Source organism: Butyricicoccus sp. AM78-15b2TA, from assembly GCF_027665985.1.
Taxonomy (GTDB): domain Bacteria; phylum Bacillota; class Clostridia; order Oscillospirales; family Butyricicoccaceae; genus Agathobaculum; species Agathobaculum butyriciproducens.
Window position 1 is genome coordinate 18063 of record NZ_JAQEHY010000012.1, and the last position, 18888, is coordinate 36950.

The following is an 18888-nucleotide window of genomic DNA, read 5'->3' on the forward strand; positions in this document are numbered from 1 at the left end:
TTTATCCACAGCAATGTGGATAACTCAGTGGAAGGCTACTCTGCCTTTCCATCCAGAATTTCCGCAATATCGTCAACCAGCTGTTCCCAGTCATCCTCGGTGCCCTCGGTCTGCAGGAAACCGGTACCCATATCGTTGACAAAGGCGTGTCCGATGTCGATATAGCTGTCGTAATCCGGCTCATGATAGCCGTATTCCGTGCCGAGCAGCACGATTTCGTCGCATTCATCGCCCTGCAGATGCGCCATCGCTACATTGAGAAAGCCGTTTTCCGCCATGCTGTCGTCATCGTCCGGCGCCGCCCATGCACGCTCCCAGTATTCATCCTCATCCTCGTTAAACAGGCCGTCCTTGTAATAGTCCAGCTCACGCCGAATGCTCTGCTTGAGAAAATTTCGGTCCATGTTGTTCGCTCCCCTTTTCTCTGTTTTGCGACTTTATTATAGCATGTGCAACTCGTTTTTCAAGTCGGTAAATTATCCACAAACTTGTGGACAAATTTGTGCGCAATTTCTTTTCATACACGCTCCGCTGTGCTATACTGCTGACAGAACCATCAGGCGAACCGAGGGACCCAGCATGAAAACATTAGGCATTGACATCGGCACCACAACGATCAGCGCGGCTGTGCTCGAGGACGGGCAGTTTCTCGCCAGCGAAACGCAGGCAAACGGTGCCTTTATTCCGTCTGCACTGGCGTGCGCACGCGAGCAGGACGTGGAAAAGATCATGCAAACCGCACTTTCTGTCGTGCAAATGCTGTTTGAACGCTATCCGGATATTCATTCCATTGGCGTGACCGGGCAAATGCACGGCATTCTGTATGTGGACGCGGACGGCAATGCCGTCAGTCCGCTGTACACCTGGCAGGACGCACGCGGCAGCCTACCGCACAGCAAAACCGAAAGCTGGGTGCAGTATCTCACGCGCGAGACCGGATGCCTTGCCGCAGTCGGTTTCGGTCTGGCAACGCACGCGTACAACCTTGCCGCCGGACTTGTGCCGCCCGCCGCCGTCACCTGCTGCACCATCGGTGACTACCTTGCCATGCGGCTGTGCGGATTGGCTGCGCCGCGCATGGATGCCAGCAACGCCGCAAGCATCGGCTTTTTCGACGCAGAACGCCGTGCTTTCGACCAAAACGCTCTGCAAAAAGCCGGTATCGACCCGAACCTTGTCCCGCAGCTTGCTGCTGAACCGGTAATCGGGCACTTCCAAAATGCGGCTGTCTGTGCCGCCATCGGTGACAATCAAGCCAGCTTTCTGCGCTCGGTGCGCGACAAAACCGCCGAAATGCTTGTGAATGTCGGCACCGGCAGTCAGTTTTCCGTGTTCACGCCGCACTATCTGCAGGCAGACGGCTTAGAGACCCGTCCCATGCCGGGCGGTGGCTATCTTCTGGCCGGTGCTTCGCTGTGCGGCGGACGTGCTTATGCGCTGCTCGAGCAGTTTTTCCGCTCCACCGCGTCCATGCTCGGCACGGAAGTTCATAGCTGCTATAACGCAATGACGCGTCTGCTAAATGAAAATCCGCGTCCGGATGATGTGCCTGCCGTCTGCACCCTGTTTGAAGGCACGCGCGCGGACAGCAGCCTGACCGGCAGTATTTCCGGTCTTACAACGCATAATTTCACGCCTTTACACCTGATTTACGGCGTGATGGACGGTATGGCCGACGAGCTGCACCGCATGTACACCGCATACCGGCAGGCCGGCGGTACGCCGAAAAGGCTGATCGGCTCGGGCAACGGTCTGCGGCAGAACCGGTATCTGCAGCAGCGCTTTGAGACAGCCTTCGGCTGTCCGCTCACGCTGTCCGATGGCCGTGAGGAAGCTGCCGCAGGCGCGGCACAGTTCGCTGCTGAGCAGCAGATTTGACAGCAGCAAGATTATTGAACAAGTCGTATCATCAATATTTTGAATTTCGCGCGTTAGTGCGCATGAATAGCGTTTGCTTTGCAAATGCCAAAAAGTCAGGGCGTATACCTGCAGGATTCGGAAAGGATGGAACGCTATGCAAGCCTTCAAAAAAGTCGATCTGGAAAGCTGGCCTCGCCGTGAGCACTACCGCTACTATACCGAGGCTCTCAAGGTTGAATTCAATATGACGGCGCCGGTGGATGTGCAAAACCTGCTCCGTTTCTGTCATGCACACGGCTGTAAATTCTACGCAGCGGCGATTTACTGCGTCACCAAGGCGCTGGGCCGCATCGAGAACTTCCGCATGTTCAAAAACGCGGACGGCGAACTATGTGTCTGGGATAAAATCGTGCCGAATTTCACATTCTTTCATCCGGATGACTGCACGTTTTCCGACTGCTGGACGGACTTTTCCGAGGATTTCCCCACGTTTTACAACGCCATTACCGCAGATATGCAGACCTACAAGGATGTCAAGGGCATCAAGACCAAGCCGAACCAGCCTGCGAATTTCTACTGCGTATCCTGTACGCCGTGGACGGCGTTTACCGGCTGCGGCAGCCGCGTCGCGGACGGACAGCCGGCGTACTTTCCCATCGTTGTCATGGGCAGATACGAAAAATGCGGCGGCAAGATCAATATGCCGGTCAATATCACCATCGCACATGCGGTAGCAGATGGATACCACGCAGGCCTGTTCTTCCGGTATCTGCAGGAAGAACTCGATTCCTTGCGCTAACTATACAAAAATCCACGCGCTTCTTTGTGAGGAGCGTGGATTTTCTTATTCATTCTGTCCAAATATTGCCCCGTCCAGCATCAGCATATCCTCCATCGGAATCACCGTGCCGTCTGTCAGGGTCAGCCGCCGCGCGAATTCATCCGCCTTTTTGACCACACCGGAAACTGTGCGGTATGCACCGCCGGATTTGCATTCATCCGGCACAAAATAGGTGATCTCCACCTCGGGTTCTGCATCAAGCACGGAAAGCAGCAGCTGATACCGCTCGTTGAGCGCGGTCAGCATGGTCTCATCCAGCTCGATTTTACGGTCGGTCAGCCGCGCTGTCTCACGGATAACACCGGCATATCCGGTCAGCGCCGCAAACGGCGAAAACTGTGCCGCACGGTCGCTCATGGGCATCTGCGGACGGGTTGGGGAGACATGATGCGGCAGATTCATAATCCCGGCGTATTTTCGATTATCGATTGCGGACATGCTTCACCTGCTTTCTTCTACTGCGTTTCGTCCAGAAAAATCCACAGCAGCTCATGTGCGTCTGCGGAACTCCGGTCGGCCATGGTGATTTTGAGATGTACCCGGCTGCCGTCCCGTATCTGATAGGTCATCTTCAGCGAACCATGCGCCGCAATCTGCTCCTCTATATAGCTGTAATCCAGCAGCTTTGCAAATTCGTCATGATACTCCGGATGAACCAGTTCGCGGCAGTACTCACGCACGGAAGACATAAACGCATGATGATTATTCTCCAGCATGGTCTTAAAATATGACGGAACATAGATATACCGACAGGTATCCTGCTGGGTATTGACCATGTACACTCCCCTGTAAAGCGGTGCGATCGCCTGCAGCAAACGGGTGACATCCTGCTTTTTGATGAGCAGCTGCTCCATCTTATCATGCCGCATGGCCGTTTCAGCCCGATTGGCCGTCTCGTTCAGCGTCTGCCTGTCCGTGCTCTCAGACACGCCGACCGAGACCTCATCCCCCATCTCTCGGATTGTGTGACAGAACGCCGCAAGGCTTTCTGCAAGCTCCTCCGGCTGACGCGCCGGACACAGCAGGACAAACTCGTCACCGCCGATACGATACGCGCAGTCATCCGGGAAATACTTTCGAATCCCGTCCGCAATCGAGCGCAGCATGCGGTCTCCGGCCTCATGTCCCAAGTGGTTGTTGATCTCATGCAGACCGACGGCATCCATGTAAATGCAGGTCAGCCGCGCATAATTCGCCAGCTGAAAGACCTTGAGGTCGTGCTCGTACTTGCAGCGCGTGTACAAATGGGTCAGCACATCATGATTATAGTAGTCCTCAGAATGGTCGGCTGTGTGATGCGACAGCTGCAGCTCCTTCTCACCGAGCACGATGGGCTGACCGTTCTCACCGTTCTTGAGTGAAAGCGTGCTTTCCATATTTTCATCCAGAATCATATCATCCGGATATCGTTTTTCCAAATATTCCGCTACCAGACGCAGGACATTTCCGGCGTGATAGCCTTTTTCGCAGATAATTTTCATTAGCTTCTCCGTATGCAGCTGCCTTGCGGCTTCGCAATCCTTCCAGAAAAGATATATTTCCCATATTATTGTGAATATATTATATTTCCTTTGATTGCCATATACAAGGGTGACTGCCTGAAATGTCGAATTTTCGACATAGAACGTCAGTGGAGAGGCAGAATCAGGCAATTCATTTACATTGCCTGAGGCTGTCGAAAAACTCCGTTTTTCGAGCAGCCTCTCGATTGAAACCACGCTTTCAATCGAATCTTGACGAAAAGCCGCGCCCTACGGGCACAATTTTTCGTCCCTTGTATAATTCCCGAGGTACACGCCCCCGGGAATTATGAATTTGCTATGCAAATTCTATTTTATGCGTGCTGCCGCACGAAAAATAAAAACGATAGATTGACTTTTTCGACAGACTGAGGCAATGCATTTACATTGCCTTAGCATGTTTTTCCGATTATGCGTTATGCCCGCCGATTTTTCCGTTTCGCTCGATGGCAGTCGCACCTTCCTCAAGGTTCATGCCCTTGAGCAGCGCGTTTTTGCCGTATTTGCTCTTGATGGCAAGCGCCGCCTGCTGCAGCTTTCGTTCCCGCTCGAGTGCGGCCTGCTCTGCCCTCCGGCGTTCCTGCTCGGCAGCATAGTCGGTAAACAGGTCAAGCTGCTCACACCGAGCCGGCTGGGGTGCGTCAGATTCCGGAAAGATGTGATCTGCCACCAGATACATGCGCCGGATGAGCAGATTCGGGTCGATAATGCGGTCGAACAGCGTGGTCGCTGCGTCCATGAGCTTTCGCGTAGACGAGGTCAGCTCTCCGAGACTCTGCGTGCCGTGTGCAGATTTTGGAAGCGTGCGCCCGTAGCGGTCGGTCTCGGTCTTGCCGTGGTAGTTAATCCGCCGTGCCGGATCGTTCAGGTTATCAATATCGTACCCGACGGTCAGCACAAGCCGGTCGGTGACAAAGCCCTTGCTCACCAGATCGAGTACCAGCTGATCCGCCATTTCGCGGACAACCAGACGTGCCTTGTCCGCTGTATACGGACACGCAAGCACCTGCCCGGTGCTGATGCTGTTGGTGCTCGGCTTGTAGGCTTTGATATCCGCGACCGTGCACGGCTCCCATCCCCACGCATGGTCGATGAGCAGCTCCGCGTTTTTGCCGAACAGCTTATACAGCAGATCCTCGTTTTTCTCCGAGCACAGCGCGATATCGCCCATGGTGCACATGCCGTACTGCTCGAGCTTTTTCGCGGTGCCGCGTCCCACGCGCCAGAAATCGGTGAGCGGCTGATGTGACCACAGCTCGTGCCGGAATCTGCGCTCGTCCAGCTCGGCGATACGCACACCGTCGCGGTCGGCGGGAACGTGCTTAGCGACAATATCCATCGCCACCTTGCAAAGAAACAGGTTGGTGCCGATGCCTGCTGTGGCCGTGATGCCGGTGGTGTTCAGCACATCGAGAATGATTTTCCGCGCCAGCTCACGCGCGGTCAGGCCGTAGGTCTGCAGATAGCCGGTCACGTCCATGAACACCTCGTCGATCGAGTACACAACCATGTCCTCCGGTGCGACATATTTCATGTAAATGGCATAAATCCGGCTGCTGTACGCCATATAATTCGCCATATGCGGCGGTGCGATGATGAAATTCATCGCAAGAGACGGGTTTTCCCGCAGTAGCGCAGCAGAGTAAGACGCGCCTGTGAATGTGTGCCCGGGCGCACGGCGCTGCCGCTCGGCGTTGACCTGCTTGACGCGCTGACGTACCTCAAACAGCCGTCCGCGGCCGGAAATGCCGTAGCTTTTCAGCGACGGCGTGACTGCCAGACAGATGGTCTTGTCCGTGCGGGTCTCGTCCGCGACAACAAGGTGCGTGTCGAGCGGATCCAGCCTGCGCTCCCGGCATTCCACGGAGGCATAGAAGGATTTCAGGTCGATGGCAAGGTAGGTGTGGGATCGCATGGTTATGCCTCCTTTCAGCGTGTCAGTCAATCAGATAACGATTTTGTATCAGATATTGGATATTCGGGTTATCCATAGATAATTTTCCGGTAACACAGTTCAAATAAGCAAGTAATATCTGTAAATGTGTTCTATATAAGGTTACGGATAGATAATTATCATTTAAGGCAATACTGCATAATTGAACAAAAGCGATTTGCGAATAAATTTTGCGTACTTTTGTAAAATACATTATAATTTTACCCTTTTCAAGAGAACACCGTCAAGAAAAACCGTCCTCTCCTCCCAGTATTCCGCAATCCTATGGATAAATTATGGTTTTCAGCGATTTATTGTGCTATACTATCCACAGAACATCCCCAAAAGGAGGAACTTTATTATGGTACAAGTGAATGCGATCGGTGACGCATGTCCGATTCCGGTCATCAAAACGCTGCACGCGCTGCAGGATTTGAAGGGTGCGGGCACGGTTCAGACGCTGGTAGATAATGAAATTGCGGTGCAGAACCTGACCCGCCTTGCGGAGAGCAAGGGCTGCTCGATCACGACCGAAAAACGCTCGGACAAGGAATTCTGCGTGACGATCACGACTGAAAATTCCATCGGCAAGGCAGAAGCCGATGAGCAGATTGCCTGCACGGTACCGGCGGCGCAGAAAAAGACAGTCGTTGTCATTTCCGCCGACCATATGGGCGAGGGCGATGAGGAACTGGGCCGTATTCTGATGAAAGGCTTTATTTTTGCTCTCACCCAGCAGGAGCACCTGCCGAGCACGATTCTGTTCTACAACGGCGGCGCACGCCTGACCTGCGAAGACTCGGCATCGCTTGAGGATCTGAAAAACCTGGCATCGCTCGGTGTGGAGATTCTGACCTGCGGTACCTGTCTCAACCACTACGGCCTGACCGACAAGCTGGCAGTCGGTGACGTGACCAACATGTACGTCATCACCGAGAAGCAGATGCAGGCCGACCTCATTCTGCGCCCGTGATGCGGCGCAAACGGCCGTTTGCGGTCATCGCGTTCGCGTCCACCGAGCAGGCACTCGCGGCAGAAGCCATGTTCACGCAGCGCGGTCTGCCCGGACGCATGATCCCGATTCCCTCTCAGGTGAGCGCAGGCTGCGGACTGGCATGGAAGGCCGAAACAAGCGAGGAACAGGTGCTCCTCAACGCTCTGCGTGAAACCGGCATCGGATTCGAGACACATGCTCTCGTCGAACTGTTCGACTGACGGAGGAAATCATGATTTATCTGGATAACGCAGCGACCACGCTGCACAAGCCGCCTGAAGTCGCAGAGGCGGTCAAAAACGCCATTCTTACCGCAGGAAATGCATCGCGCGGCGCACACGGCGTGTCGCTTTCCGCGTCGCGCATGGTGTTCGAGACGCGGAGTCGGCTAGCGAAGCTGTTCGGCTGTCCGCGTGCGGACCATGTTGTGTTCACCGCAAACTCCACCGAGGCGCTGAATATTGCAATCTACGGTCTGTTTTCGTCCGGCGATCACGTCATTTCGACCGATCTGGAGCACAATTCCGTGCTCCGTCCACTGTATGATCTGCAGACGCGCGGCGTATCGGTGGATTTTGTACCGGCGGACCGTCAGGGCAATATCCGCTATGAGGATATGGAAACGCTCTTTCGACCGGAAACCAAGGCCGTTGTCTGCACGCATGCATCCAATCTGACCGGAAACCTGCTCGATATCGCCAAAATCGGTGCAATGGCGCACGCACACGGTGCCCTTCTGGTTGTCGATGCATCGCAGACGGCAGGTGCGGTACCGATCGACATGCAGCGCATGAACATTGACGTGCTCTGCTTCACCGGCCACAAGAGCCTGATGGGTCCGCAGGGAACCGGTGGTCTGTGCATCCGGCCGGGCGTAGAGCTTCGACCGCTGCTCCGCGGCGGTACCGGCATTCACTCCTACGACCGCGAGCAGCCGCAGGCGTATCCCACACGGCTCGAGGCGGGCACGCTCAATACGCACGGCATCGCCGGACTGCATGCCGCGCTGAAATTTATCGAAAAACAGACCGTGCAGGCCATCGGAGCACACGAACGCGCACTCATGCGGCGGTTTTACGACGGTGTGAAGGACATTGACGGCGTGACCGTCTACGGCGATTTCTCCCGGCCGGAACGCGCGGCTGTCGTGGCACTTAACATCCGCGATTATGACTCCGCCGAGGTCGCGGACGCGCTGTTTGCCGATTATGACATCGCCACACGCGCCGGTGCACACTGTGCGCCGCGCATGCACGAGGCGCTCGGCACCGTGCAGCAGGGCGCGGTTCGCTTCAGCTTTTCGTATTTTAACACGGAAAATGAGGTCGATACCGCAATTGCCGCCGTGCGGGAGCTGGCGGAGTAATCCTGCATTTTCCCCAAAGGAGCCTTACCTATGAGCAACCAGCTTGCCGTGCTGTTCCCCGGCATCGGCTACCATATCGACAAACCGCTGCTGTATTACAGCGCCAAACTTGCACGCGCACGCGGCTGCGACCTGCTCGCGGTGCAGTATCCCGCTCTGCCGACCGGTTTGCGGGGTCACACCGAAAAAATCGAACAGGCTGTGCAGACCGCGCTTTCTGCCGCAGAGGAACAGCTTACCGCCATCGACTGGACCGCTTACGACCGCGTTTTCTTCCTCTCGAAGAGCATCGGCACTGCGATTGCCGCCCGGTATGCTGTTCAGCGCAACATTCATCCGCGGCAGGTGTACTACACGCCGATTGAACAGGCGCTGCCCTATCTCGACCCGACCGGCATCGCCTTTCACGGCACCGCCGATCCGTGGGCGGACACCGAGATGATCACGAACGGCTGCCGGAAGATCGGCATTCCGCTCTATCTGACCGAAAACGCCAACCACTCAATGGAAACCGGCGATACCTTGCACGATATTTTTATTCTGCACGATAGTACAGTTTACAAGGGACTACACAGGGTAACGGTCTGACGGGAGGTGTGCCGCCCGTCAGATTTTCCATGTGATGTTCAAGCTGTCACTTGTAGCGGCAACGGTGGTAATCATCAAATCCACCACACGCCGCTTGTCATCAAAGGATACATTGTCCCATGTGTCGAGGTAGCCGGAAATCTGGCTGACCTGTTCCGGGCTGATGGCTTCCACCGTCAACTCCGCTATCCTCGCCAGAAGTTCCTGCTTGCGTCCGTCCAGTTCCGCTATCTTCACATTCACATAGGAGAGCAGAACATTGTTTGCACCCGTCAGACTGTCCACCAGCTTTTCAATCTCGCTGTCCACATGGAGAAGTTCCACTTGCAGGGCGGCGATTTTCGGGTTTGCCTTTGCCGCTTTTTTTCTGCCCGTCAGCGTTTTGTAGCTTGCCAGCTTCTTCACCATCTGCTGATAAACAACCGCTTCCAGCTCCGAAGTGATGATTTTCCCGCACCCGGCACAGCTTTTATTGTCCAGCCGCTTTGTGCAGCGGAGATATTGCTTTCCCACAGGATTGTTAATGCTCATAAGGGCATACCCGCAGTTTCCGCACTTGATTTTTCCCGCCAGCCATGTATGGGTGGCTTTCCGGGCAGACTGGATTTTCATGTTGTTCATCAGCTTCTTGCGGCAGGTCAGCCAGATGTCGGAGGGGACAATGCCCTCATGGGGAGCCAGCACCAGCATTTGGTCTTTCAAGTCGTTCTTTTTGCTGGGCTTCACATCCCGCCCTTGATACAGATAGCAGCCATTCATGCCGGTAAAATCGGCAGCGTCATTGACAATGATTGTCCCTTGACTTTTGAAAAATTCGTACACATCAAGGTCTGCCTGCACATAGACAGGATTGCGTAACATCTGCGCCAGCGTGGGGCGTATTAGTTCCTTGCCGTTGAATAAAATTCCCTGTTCGGCAAAGTACCGGGTAATGTCCCCGTAGGAGGTTGTGGGCTGGGCGTACATCTCAAACATCAGCCGGATATTTGCCGCTTCCTCCGGGTTTACCACCAGCTTCTTTGTGTTGATACCGTCCATCTTAATCGGCTCTGTATGGAAGCCGTAAGGGGCTTTCCCACCCATCTTGAAGCCTCGCTGGCTGCGGGAATAATAAGCGTCCGTCACCCGCTTCTGTATCGTTTCCCGTTCAAGCTGGGCGAACACGATACAGATATTCAGCATCGCCCGCCCCATCGGGGTGGAGGTATCAAACTTTTCCGTAGAGGACACAAACTCTACATTGTACTGTTGGAACAGCTCCATCATATTGGCAAAGTCCAGAATGGAACGGCTGATACGGTCGAGCTTGTAAACCACGACCTTTGCAATCAAGCCCCGCTTGATGTCCCGCACCAGTTCTTGAAACTTCGGACGGTCTGTGTTCTTGCCGCTGTACCCCTTGTCTGTGTATTCCTTGCAGTTACCGCCTTTCAACTCGTATTTGCAAAATTCAATCTGGCTTTCAATGGAAATGCTGTCCTTTTTGTCCACCGATTGTCTTGCATAGATTGCGTCTATTCGATTATTCATATTGTCGCTCCTTTTCTTAAAAAAGAAACGGAGCTGCTGACAGCTTTATTATACCGCCAGCAGCCCCGCAAATCAACGATGGCTTCGGAAAACCTTATGCCCCGGCTTCCTCACTCTGCCGTTTGTCGGCATACTTGCGGAACACCTCATAAAGCTGCTGTTCCAGCTCCCGGCGTTTTGCCGCTTCCTGCTCCGGCGTGAACACCGGAGAGAGATTTTCCAGCGTGATTTCCTTTCCCTGAAAAGTCACGACTTCGGTTTCTTTCTTGTATCTGATATGCTCCATAGTACCTCCGTATTTAATTTTCAAAGTGCAGTGCCGCCATGCTGCGGCGTGAAATGTTTTCTGCCATCAATCACCGTTCCCTTGTGTGCCGCTGTTGCCGTTTCAGTTCTGCCAGCACCTCCGGCGGGATACGGTCTACCAGCCGCTGAATGTCTTTCAGCTCGCTTTCCAGCTTTGCCCGTTCCATCGTATCTTTCATCTTGCCCTTTTCGCTGGCTTTGGCTCTGGCTTCCAACTGTTCATTTTCTGCTAAAAGGTCGTTTATTGTAACCTTGTATTTTTTGAGCTGACCGGAGAAGTTCTCCATCTGCGGAAACCATTTTTTCAGCAGGGAGAGGGCTTCCTCTTTTTTCTTTCCGGCGTTGAACGGGGTAATATCGCCCAGCGTGGCTTCAATGGCTCTTGCCTGCCGGGAGAGGGAAACCGCCTGTTTGAAAATCCGGGTGGGGATATGCTTCCGGCCTGTCCTGCTGGCGCTCTCCCCACGCTCCAAGTCAGGATATTTCTCCACCATATAGGCGTGAAAATCGTCCTGCCACTTCGTCAGGTTTGCCCGGTTGCCGATAATCTCCTTTGCACACAGGCGGTTGTCCTTTGTCAGCGGAACAAAGGTCAAATGCAGGTGGGGCGTTTTCTCGTCCATGTGTACCACCGCCGACACGATATTTTCCCGTCCTACCCGGCCAATGAGGAAGTCCGCCGCCCTCTGGAAAAACGCCTGTATCTCCTTTGGGGATTTCCCCTTGAAAAACTCCGGGCTGGCAGTTACCAGCGTATCGACAAACCGTGTGCTGTCCTTGCGGGTTCGGCACCCGGCCTGTTCAATGCGGTTTTGAATGAAATGATAGTACCTGCCCTCTGGCTTGACGATATGAAAGTTGTACTTGCTCCGGCTTGTGTCAATGTCGGGGTTGCTGGCGTATTGTTCTTTCTGTCTTTCGTGATGGGCTTCCAGCGGCCTTGCCGGGTTGCCCTTGTGCTTCTCAAACCGCAAAATTGCGTGTTGTGCCATTCTGCTCCTTTCCCCATTCCTTTCCTATCCGGGGTTTTCCACAGGGAAAATCCCGCAGAAATTAGCTCGGATAGGATTGGAATGGATAGAATATAAATAAATCTTTTTAATCTTTGTATTTCTATATACCGTCCGGTTTTCGTACTTCCGGGGAGTGATTTCCTCACTTCATAAGTACGGTTTTCAGCCCTCCGGCGTACCAGAACCGGATTTCTTGAAGTCGGTGTTTGGAACCGCTTCATAGGATTTTGGGAAAATGCGGTTGGGTTTTCCACAGCCCTGCTTCTGGATCTCCACCAGCCCGGCGTATTGCAGTTCCCGCAGGGTGTTTACCGCTTTCTGCCGCCCACAGTGGAGCAGGTCAACCACCTCGCAGATGGGATAGTACAGATAAATCCGTCCGCAATCATCCGCCCACCCATTCTTGCGGGATAACTCTGTCCGGCGCAGGATAAAGGCGTACAGAACCTTTGCCTCGTTGGACAAGGGCTTGAATGTGGGGGCTTCAAAGAGGAAATTCGGGAGCCGGGTGAAGCTGAACGCCTTTTCCGGCTGATGGATATAGATGGTATTTGTCATAGTGCGTTTTGTGGACGGTTAGAAGCCCGTTTTCCGGGGCGGGCGATACTTTATACCACCAGCCCCGGTTTGGGGCTTGCGAAGCCTGATAAATCAAGGCTTTTTTCGCTCCTAACTGTCCACAGCAGACCTCCTTTTCCGTTCACTTTCTGTTTTCTGCCGCCTGTGAACTCTGGCGGCACAGCCGGGGCAGTATTTTGCCCGGTTGGATTTGGGGACGAACACACCGCCGCAGACCTCACAGCGTTTCAAGTCCTTATCCCGGAAAATCTCCGCTTCCAGCGTCCCGTCCAGCGGCAAGACCGCCCAGCGGAACCACTTACAGCAGACCGAGAAAGAAATCGTCTGCGGACAGGTGCAGGTGTCCCCATCGTCAAGGACAATGCAGTTGCCGTCCTCACAGCAACAGCACTCCCGGCGTATCAGGCTGGCCGCCTGTTTTCTCTGCGCCGGGGTCATGCGGTAAAGGGAACCGTCCGGCCTGCGTTCCAGCGGCGGCAAGTCTTTATAGGGGTTATCTCTCATGCGTTCCCTCCATTTTGCTTTCCGTTGCCGTTCTCCCCGAAAAGGTTTCCTGCCCCATTCCTGCGGCGTGTTCCGGCGTTGGCACGCTCCTCGCAACTTCGGGACATTTTGTCCCGAAGTCCGACTCCTTGCGGTGCTTCCCCAGCCGGGGTATTCCTTTTCGGACGGTCATTCTGTTTTCAAGGTGCCGTCCATCGATGAACTACCCTAAGTCTACACGAAAAAAATGCAATTCCCGGAATATTGCGAGAATTGCATTTTGATGAAGTTTACACTTTGGAAATTGCATTTTTGCAATCATTCTGTATAATGGAAGTATGCGGAGGAGGTGCGTATCTATGGCTTTACCCGGAACGCCCGGACAGCGGATTTCCGATTTATGCAACGGGAACCACATCACACAAAAGGAACTTGCGGAGAAGATAGGCGTTTCCGCTTCCCAGTTGAGCCGCATTGTCAGCGGCGAAACAAGAACGGTCAGCAGTGATATTCTCATAGGTGTGGCAAAGGAATTTAAGGTATCGACAGACTACATACTGGGCTTGTCTACCGTGAGCGTTCGTAAAAGCTACGATATTTCTGAATTAGGCTTGTCCGAGGGAGCCGTGAGGGGGCTTGTGACGGGTGCTGTTGATGTGCAAATCCTCAACCGCCTGTTGGAACACAGGAATTTTCCCAAGCTGATAGATTTGATACGGATTTATTTTCAGGATACGGCGGCAAAGGGCATAACAGCAAGAAACCAGCTTATCGAGATGGCAACGGCTTCCCTGTCCGACCTGATGAAAGAACACCCGGAACACCGGGCAGAAGCGAAGCAGGATTTACAGCTTTTGAACGCCCAAAAGATAGGGGAACATGAAGCGGAGATTGAAAAAATCAAAAATGTGTTCCTGGCTATCCTGCGGGACATTAAGAAAGACATTGACAACGGGGAACAGCCGGGAGAAGCTGTGACCGCCGCTATGTTCCAAGCCATGCGGGACACTATGGCGGAGCAGAAACAAAACCCGCTTTCCATTGACGATGTAACAGCGATGATAGCCGGACAGATCGGACAGCTTGCGCCGATGGACAAAGAAACTGCCGACCTGTTCCAGCAGTTGGCGAAGAAGATGATTGAGCAGGCAGGAAAATAAAACATAAAATTCAAAGGAGATACTTATGGCAACAAAAATATTTGTTCACGGCTCAGGACACAAAGCAACAAGTTGGGAAAAAACAATTTCATACATGACAAACAACGAAGATATTGTATGTCCAAATTTATCCTCCATCCTTGAAGGGAAAGAGGCAAGCTACGAAAATCTATATTCTTCATTTGTAAAATATTGTAACGAATTTGACGGACAAATTCATTTATGCGGTCTTTCATTAGGTGGTATTTTGGCTCTGAATTTTGCTTTGGATTTCCCGCAAAAAGTGAAAACATTAGTTTTAATCGGAACGCCATATAAAGTCCCGAAAGTAGCATTTAGTTTTCAAAATATAATTTTCAGATTTTTACCAAAATCTATTTTTGAAACTATGGCATTTGATAAAAAGAACACATTTGCTTTAGGGGACACTATGAAGAATTTAGATTTCAGTGATAGGGTGAAAAATATTAAGTGCCCCACTTTAATTCTTTGCGGAAAGAAAGACAGTGCAAATATGAAATCAGCGGATTACTTATCACAAAGTATTAGAAGCGCAGAATTGAAAATTATTGAGAATACAGGCCATGTTGTCAATGAAGAAAATCCAAAAGCCTTAGCAGATATATTGAATGAATACTATTTGAAAAATTCTTAAACAATTCTGAAAGAAACTCGAAAACTACAAGCATAAAAGTTTAGAAAATAAATAGCAAAGCCAGCCGAGCCAGTCAATGGTCAAGATGAACGGCGCATTTCATGCGCCGCCGTTGACAGTCCCGCCCGTCTTTGCTAAAGGGTAATCAAGGCGGGAAAGCCCTAAAATGGTTTCACACCTATTTCAATAATTGGAGGAGATAAAAATGAGATCAGAAAAGGAAGTTTATGATATTGTTTTGAATTTTGCAAAAACAGACAAACGCATTCGCATGGTTACTTTGGAAGGATCTAGAACAAATACAAATATTCCGCCTGATGATTTTCAGGATTTTGATATTACTTTTTTTGTTACGGATATGGACAGCTTCACAAGTGATGATAAATGGCTAGATATATTTGGTGAAAGGTTGATTCTGCAAAAGCCGGAAGATATGGAATTATTTCCAGCTGTAGAAAAGGGATTTTCATATTTAATGCTGTTTACTGATGATGTTAAGATAGATTTAACTTTGCTGCCGCTGGAACTGATAGACGAGTATTTTACATGGGATAAACTGGTAAAGTTACTGTTGGATAAAGACAACCGTATCGTAAAGCCGCCAATACCAACGGATATAGACTACCACTTGCAGAAGCCTACTCAAAGAATGTTTGACGATTGCTGTAATGAATTTTGGAATACTACAACATATGTAGTAAAGGGCTTATGCCGCAAAGAAATTCTTTTTGCTATTGACCATATGAATGATATAGTACGAAAAGAATTGCTTCGCATGATTTCCTGGCTGATTGGTATCAAACAGGGATTTCATTTCAGTTTGGGAAAAAACTATAAATTTATGAAGCAATATGTCCCAGAGGAATTGTGGGAACGACTTATGTCCACTTATAATATGGATTCCTATCCCCATATGTGGGAATCCTTTGAACAATGTATGGCATTGTTCCGGGAGGTTTCGTCAGAAGTGGCATGCCAGTTGGATTACCAGTATCCACTATATGATGAAAAAATCAGTAATTATGTGATTCGGCAAAAGAAAAAATATGGCATTGAAGATGATAACAAATAAAATTTTTTCAATCGAAAAAATTTATTTTGATTATTCAATTTTGAAAAACTGAATACCTCAAAATCAGAAAGAGCGCGGACAAGCACTTTGAGGGATTGGCCGCCTTGTCCACCCATTCAGTGGGACGGCGGGTGGCGGTCAAGGCCGGGTGTAAACCCGTTCATTTCAGCCTTGACGGTTACCCGCTGTCCTGTTACTTTTCCGGGAGTGTAGCCACAACTTCGGGACACTTTGTCCACAAGTCGGAGCGTAGGACGAGGGACGGGGGCTTTCATATACGCCCTGTCTGCTGATGAAAACAGACCTGCGCTTGCGGCTCCACGCCACACAAGCACAGCCCTGTTTTCCTGCCGCCCCTCCCCGGCGGCAACGGCATTTTCACGGCAACGCCGACAGAGCGTATAACACACTACACTTTGCAAGCAAAGTCGTGTGCCAAGGGGCAAGCCCCTTTGGAAACCCCGGACAACAAAACAGGCTGAATATCTCGCACTTTTTCGGTGCTTGATACTCAGCCTTTATTTGTTGTCAGCAGCCCCCGTTTCGTGGTCTGCGTGTAGTTCCTTGTAAACTGACCTAAATTATGGATGAAACCGCACACTGGATGGATTCTCCGGCGTGACCGCCGTTTTCCGTTTACTTTTTCCGCCCTCTATGATAAAATAGACTATCATAATGAGGAAGTATGTCTATGAGAAAAAATGTACTCGAATATTTGGAATCCTCTGCCCGAATGCACGCGGACAAGCCTGCGTTCTGCGATGAGAACCGCGTGTTCACCTTCGGCGAGCTGCTGAAGGCCGCACAGGGTCTGGGCACGCACCTTGCCGGAACCGTCGATACGCTGCACAAGCCGGTCGCGGTTTTGATTGGCCGCACGGCCGAAAGCGTGGCCGCGATGCAGGGTGTGCTGTATGCGGGCGGCTGCTACGTTCCGATCGACGACCACATGCCGGAAGCGCGTATCCGCCGTATTTTCGAGCAGGTTCATCCCGCCGCTATCGTCTACGCTGAGGGCAACCGCAGGCAGGCTGAGCCGCTTGCCGACTGTGCGCCGCTCATCTCGATGGACGAGGGCTTTGCAGCACCGGCTGACGCAGATCTGCTGCAGTCCATCCGTGAGAGCGTACTGGATATTGACCCGGTTTACCTGCTGTTCACCTCGGGTTCGACCGGTGCGCCGAAGGGAATCGTCATTCCGCACCGTGCGGTCATCGACTTCACCGACTGGATGAGCGAGTTCTGCGGCTACACTGAAAACGATGTTTTCGGCAATCAGGCACCGTTTTACTTTGATCTTTCGTGCAAGGATCTGTACCAGACCCTTTCGCTCGGTGCAACCTGCCATATTTTCTCGAAAAAGCTGTTCACCTTCCCGATGCTGCTGCTCAAGGAGATGGAGCGTGTCGGCGTGACCGCCATCAACTGGGCGACCAGCGCGTTTCACTTCGTGGCAAGCTCGGGTGCGCTGAGCAAATGTGCACCGCCCACGCTGTGCAAAGCCGCTCTCGGCGGTGAAGCGCTGCAGGCACGCTATGTGAATGCGTGGAAGGCCGCGATTCCGGGTCTTGAGGTTGTCAACATGTACGGACCGACCGAGACCACCGTGGACTGTGCCGCATTCCACCTCACCCGCGACTACCGCGACGATGAAGCCATTCCAATCGGCAAAGCCTGCCGCAACATGCAGATTGTGCTGCTCGACAAGGACGGCAGGCCCGTTCCGGACGGCGAGGCCGGTGAGATCTGCGTGCGCGGCAGCGGACTGGCCAGCGGCTACTTCGGCAACTGGGAAAAGACGAACGAATGCTTCATCCAGAACCCGACAAACCCGTATTTCCGCGATATTCTGTACCGCACGGGCGATATTGCCGTCAAGAAGGACGACGGTCTGCTGTATTTCCTGTCGCGGCAGGACGGACAGATCAAGCACATGGGCTACCGCATCGAGCTTGGCGAGATCGAGACCGCGCTGCACAGCGTGGACGGCATCGCCGCCGCAGCCTGCCTGTTTGACCGCAGCCGCGACCGCATTGTCTGCATCTACGAGGGCGAGCCGGATGCCGCGGCACTCGCGCGTGCCATGCGCAGACTGGTACCCAAGTATATGCTGCCCAACATCTATGAAAAGCTGGACGCACTGCCGATGAATGCCAACGGCAAGATCGACCGCGTCAAGCTGAAGGAGCAATTTATCCATGCGGAAGATTGAGAATTTCGCACAGATTTCCGATCTGCTGAACGCACAGCTCAAGCGCGGTGTCCTCACCAACAACTTTCTGCGCGGTGAGGACTACACGCGCGAAATCGAAAACGGACTGTACATTCACGAGGCAGACGGCGCACTTCTGCTGTTCCGCGAACGCGGCGACCACCTTGTGATGACGTTCTACCTGCATCCGGGCGCGGTGCTCTCCCTGCCGGAGACGGACAGGCCGGTTATGACCGAACTGTCCTGCCGCGCGAAAGACGCGGAGGTCATGGCTAATGCCGCCGAGCAGTTCTGTTCCCTCGGTTTTCGTCAGGTGCTGCGCCGCACGCGGCGCACCCGCAAACCGGAAGCATTTCCGGCGGAAACAACCGCAGTTCCGGCAAAGCCGGAGGATTTCGAGGACGTTTCCCACTTTTTAAGTGAGCACTTCTCCGCTCTCACCGGCTGTCTGCCGACTGCGGACGATCTACGTGAAAACCTCGCAACCGGTCACACCGTTATCACCCGGGACGAACAGGGCGTTTCCGGCGTGCTGCATTTTGCGGTTTCCCGCGTCTCTACCGAGATTCGGCACCTTGCCGTGCGTGCGGACTGCCGCGGACGCGGACTGGCAGGCGAACTGCTCACCGCCTACCTGAGTGTGACAGACGGCGCAAAAAGTCAGGTATGGGCGCGGACCGGCAATGCTCCGGCCGAGCATTTTTACGAACAACACGGCTACCGGCCCGACGGATGGACTTCCGCCGTGCTGCAATATAATTAAAGGAGAAATCGAC

At 52.8% G+C, this 18888-nt stretch carries 20 protein-coding genes; 11 read left to right on the forward strand and 9 right to left on the reverse strand.

The window, feature by feature from the left end:
* Positions 1-35 precede the first annotated feature (35 nt).
* Positions 36-404, reverse strand: coding sequence for a hypothetical protein (locus PGS25_RS11170; RefSeq protein WP_227600369.1), 369 nt, complete (start codon positions 402-404; stop codon positions 36-38).
* 175 nt (positions 405-579) lie between these two features.
* Here PGS25_RS11170 and PGS25_RS11175 point away from each other — a divergent pair, with 175 nt between their 5' ends.
* Together PGS25_RS11175 and PGS25_RS11180 are read left to right on the forward strand one after the other, a co-directional pair.
* A complete protein-coding gene (locus PGS25_RS11175; protein WP_270418710.1) occupies positions 580-1878 on the forward strand; it encodes a sedoheptulokinase in 1299 nt (432 codons plus the stop codon).
* Between the two features lie 136 nt (positions 1879-2014).
* The gene (locus PGS25_RS11180; RefSeq protein ID WP_270418711.1) at positions 2015-2659 is read left to right on the forward strand and encodes a CatA-like O-acetyltransferase; all 645 of its coding nucleotides are present in this window, start codon (positions 2015-2017) and stop codon (positions 2657-2659) included.
* A 45-nt stretch (positions 2660-2704) separates the two neighbouring features.
* Here PGS25_RS11180 and PGS25_RS11185 read toward each other — a convergent pair whose 3' ends face one another.
* The 3 genes from PGS25_RS11185 to PGS25_RS11195 form a co-directional block, all read right to left on the reverse strand.
* Entirely contained in the window at positions 2705-3139 is a 435-nt protein-coding gene (locus PGS25_RS11185) for a hypothetical protein (RefSeq protein ID WP_270418712.1), read from the reverse strand.
* Between the two features lie 17 nt (positions 3140-3156).
* The gene (locus PGS25_RS11190; RefSeq protein ID WP_270418713.1) at positions 3157-4182 is read right to left on the reverse strand and encodes a GGDEF domain-containing protein; all 1026 of its coding nucleotides are present in this window, start codon (positions 4180-4182) and stop codon (positions 3157-3159) included.
* A 448-nt stretch (positions 4183-4630) separates the two neighbouring features.
* Positions 4631-6136, reverse strand: coding sequence for a Y-family DNA polymerase (locus PGS25_RS11195; RefSeq protein ID WP_270418715.1), 1506 nt, complete (start codon positions 6134-6136; stop codon positions 4631-4633).
* Positions 6137-6515: 379 nt separating this feature from the next.
* Here PGS25_RS11195 and yedF point away from each other — a divergent pair, with 379 nt between their 5' ends.
* The 4 genes from yedF to PGS25_RS11215 are packed head-to-tail and all read left to right on the forward strand — an operon-like array spanning position 6516 to position 9102.
* Entirely contained in the window at positions 6516-7127 is a 612-nt protein-coding gene (yedF, locus tag PGS25_RS11200; protein ID WP_270418716.1) for a sulfurtransferase-like selenium metabolism protein YedF, read from the forward strand.
* Entirely contained in the window at positions 7127-7369 is a 243-nt protein-coding gene (locus PGS25_RS11205; RefSeq protein WP_270418717.1) for a DUF3343 domain-containing protein, read from the forward strand. The genes yedF and PGS25_RS11205 overlap by 1 nt, the downstream gene beginning before the upstream one ends.
* An 11-nt stretch (positions 7370-7380) precedes the next feature.
* Positions 7381-8514: an aminotransferase class V-fold PLP-dependent enzyme gene (locus PGS25_RS11210; protein WP_270418719.1), complete on the forward strand. Its 1134-nt coding sequence runs from the start codon at positions 7381-7383 to the stop codon at positions 8512-8514.
* A gap of 30 nt (positions 8515-8544) precedes the next feature.
* Positions 8545-9102, forward strand: coding sequence for an alpha/beta hydrolase (locus PGS25_RS11215; RefSeq protein ID WP_270418721.1), 558 nt, complete (start codon positions 8545-8547; stop codon positions 9100-9102).
* A gap of 18 nt (positions 9103-9120) precedes the next feature.
* Here the strand turns inward: PGS25_RS11215 and PGS25_RS11220 are convergent, their stop codons facing one another.
* The 5 genes from PGS25_RS11220 to PGS25_RS11240 all read right to left on the reverse strand — a co-directional run bounded on the left by PGS25_RS11220 (position 9121) and on the right by PGS25_RS11240 (position 13034).
* On the reverse strand, positions 9121-10632 hold the full coding sequence (locus PGS25_RS11220; RefSeq protein WP_002566024.1) for a recombinase family protein: 1512 nt from the start codon (positions 10630-10632) through the stop codon (positions 9121-9123).
* 94 nt (positions 10633-10726) lie between these two features.
* On the reverse strand, positions 10727-10918 hold the full coding sequence (locus tag PGS25_RS11225) for a hypothetical protein (RefSeq protein WP_002566025.1): 192 nt from the start codon (positions 10916-10918) through the stop codon (positions 10727-10729).
* Between the two features lie 70 nt (positions 10919-10988).
* Positions 10989-11930 carry a MobV family relaxase gene (gene mobV / locus PGS25_RS11230; protein WP_270418725.1) on the reverse strand — a complete coding sequence of 314 codons (942 nt, stop codon included), beginning with the start codon at positions 11928-11930 and terminating at the stop codon, positions 10989-10991.
* A gap of 183 nt (positions 11931-12113) precedes the next feature.
* Positions 12114-12509 (reverse strand): replication initiator protein A, encoded by a 396-nt coding sequence (locus PGS25_RS11235; protein WP_002588752.1) that lies wholly within the window; start codon positions 12507-12509, stop codon positions 12114-12116.
* Between the two features lie 111 nt (positions 12510-12620).
* The gene (locus tag PGS25_RS11240) at positions 12621-13034 is read right to left on the reverse strand and encodes a cysteine-rich VLP domain-containing protein (RefSeq protein WP_002588751.1); all 414 of its coding nucleotides are present in this window, start codon (positions 13032-13034) and stop codon (positions 12621-12623) included.
* A gap of 338 nt (positions 13035-13372) precedes the next feature.
* On the opposite strand from PGS25_RS11240, the gene PGS25_RS11245 reads away from it, so the two are divergent.
* The 5 genes from PGS25_RS11245 to PGS25_RS11265 all read left to right on the forward strand — a co-directional run bounded on the left by PGS25_RS11245 (position 13373) and on the right by PGS25_RS11265 (position 18875).
* Positions 13373-14173: a helix-turn-helix domain-containing protein gene (locus PGS25_RS11245; protein WP_270418727.1), complete on the forward strand. Its 801-nt coding sequence runs from the start codon at positions 13373-13375 to the stop codon at positions 14171-14173.
* A 25-nt stretch (positions 14174-14198) separates the two neighbouring features.
* Positions 14199-14828 carry an alpha/beta fold hydrolase gene (locus tag PGS25_RS11250; protein ID WP_002584987.1) on the forward strand — a complete coding sequence of 210 codons (630 nt, stop codon included), beginning with the start codon at positions 14199-14201 and terminating at the stop codon, positions 14826-14828.
* 205 nt (positions 14829-15033) lie between these two features.
* Positions 15034-15900: an aminoglycoside 6-adenylyltransferase AadE gene (locus PGS25_RS11255; protein WP_001255868.1), complete on the forward strand. Its 867-nt coding sequence runs from the start codon at positions 15034-15036 to the stop codon at positions 15898-15900.
* Between the two features lie 691 nt (positions 15901-16591).
* Positions 16592-18112, forward strand: coding sequence for an amino acid adenylation domain-containing protein (locus PGS25_RS11260; RefSeq protein ID WP_270418729.1), 1521 nt, complete (start codon positions 16592-16594; stop codon positions 18110-18112).
* Complete coding sequence (locus PGS25_RS11265; protein ID WP_270418731.1) at positions 18099-18875, forward strand: GNAT family N-acetyltransferase; 777 nt, start codon at positions 18099-18101, stop codon at positions 18873-18875. The genes PGS25_RS11260 and PGS25_RS11265 overlap by 14 nt, the downstream gene beginning before the upstream one ends.
* Positions 18876-18888: the final 13 nt, after the last annotated feature.

Excerpts from the sequence above, each read along its gene's own strand:
- PGS25_RS11170 (WP_227600369.1), bottom strand. The coding sequence starts at position 404 with ATGGACCGAAATTTTCTCAAGCAGAGCATTCGGCGTGAGCTGGACTAT.
- PGS25_RS11175 (WP_270418710.1), top strand. The coding sequence starts at position 580 with ATGAAAACATTAGGCATTGACATCGGCACCACAACGATCAGCGCGGCT.
- PGS25_RS11180 (WP_270418711.1), top strand. The coding sequence starts at position 2,015 with ATGCAAGCCTTCAAAAAAGTCGATCTGGAAAGCTGGCCTCGCCGTGAG.
- PGS25_RS11185 (WP_270418712.1), bottom strand. The coding sequence starts at position 3,139 with ATGTCCGCAATCGATAATCGAAAATACGCCGGGATTATGAATCTGCCG.
- PGS25_RS11190 (WP_270418713.1), bottom strand. The coding sequence starts at position 4,182 with ATGAAAATTATCTGCGAAAAAGGCTATCACGCCGGAAATGTCCTGCGT.
- PGS25_RS11195 (WP_270418715.1), bottom strand. The coding sequence starts at position 6,136 with ATGCGATCCCACACCTACCTTGCCATCGACCTGAAATCCTTCTATGCC.
- yedF (WP_270418716.1), top strand. The coding sequence starts at position 6,516 with ATGGTACAAGTGAATGCGATCGGTGACGCATGTCCGATTCCGGTCATC.
- PGS25_RS11205 (WP_270418717.1), top strand. The coding sequence starts at position 7,127 with ATGCGGCGCAAACGGCCGTTTGCGGTCATCGCGTTCGCGTCCACCGAG.
- PGS25_RS11210 (WP_270418719.1), top strand. The coding sequence starts at position 7,381 with ATGATTTATCTGGATAACGCAGCGACCACGCTGCACAAGCCGCCTGAA.
- PGS25_RS11215 (WP_270418721.1), top strand. The coding sequence starts at position 8,545 with ATGAGCAACCAGCTTGCCGTGCTGTTCCCCGGCATCGGCTACCATATC.
- PGS25_RS11220 (WP_002566024.1), bottom strand. The coding sequence starts at position 10,632 with ATGAATAATCGAATAGACGCAATCTATGCAAGACAATCGGTGGACAAA.
- PGS25_RS11225 (WP_002566025.1), bottom strand. The coding sequence starts at position 10,918 with ATGGAGCATATCAGATACAAGAAAGAAACCGAAGTCGTGACTTTTCAG.
- mobV (WP_270418725.1), bottom strand. The coding sequence starts at position 11,930 with ATGGCACAACACGCAATTTTGCGGTTTGAGAAGCACAAGGGCAACCCG.
- PGS25_RS11235 (WP_002588752.1), bottom strand. The coding sequence starts at position 12,509 with ATGACAAATACCATCTATATCCATCAGCCGGAAAAGGCGTTCAGCTTC.
- PGS25_RS11240 (WP_002588751.1), bottom strand. The coding sequence starts at position 13,034 with ATGAGAGATAACCCCTATAAAGACTTGCCGCCGCTGGAACGCAGGCCG.
- PGS25_RS11245 (WP_270418727.1), top strand. The coding sequence starts at position 13,373 with ATGGCTTTACCCGGAACGCCCGGACAGCGGATTTCCGATTTATGCAAC.
- PGS25_RS11250 (WP_002584987.1), top strand. The coding sequence starts at position 14,199 with ATGGCAACAAAAATATTTGTTCACGGCTCAGGACACAAAGCAACAAGT.
- PGS25_RS11255 (WP_001255868.1), top strand. The coding sequence starts at position 15,034 with ATGAGATCAGAAAAGGAAGTTTATGATATTGTTTTGAATTTTGCAAAA.
- PGS25_RS11260 (WP_270418729.1), top strand. The coding sequence starts at position 16,592 with ATGAGAAAAAATGTACTCGAATATTTGGAATCCTCTGCCCGAATGCAC.
- PGS25_RS11265 (WP_270418731.1), top strand. The coding sequence starts at position 18,099 with ATGCGGAAGATTGAGAATTTCGCACAGATTTCCGATCTGCTGAACGCA.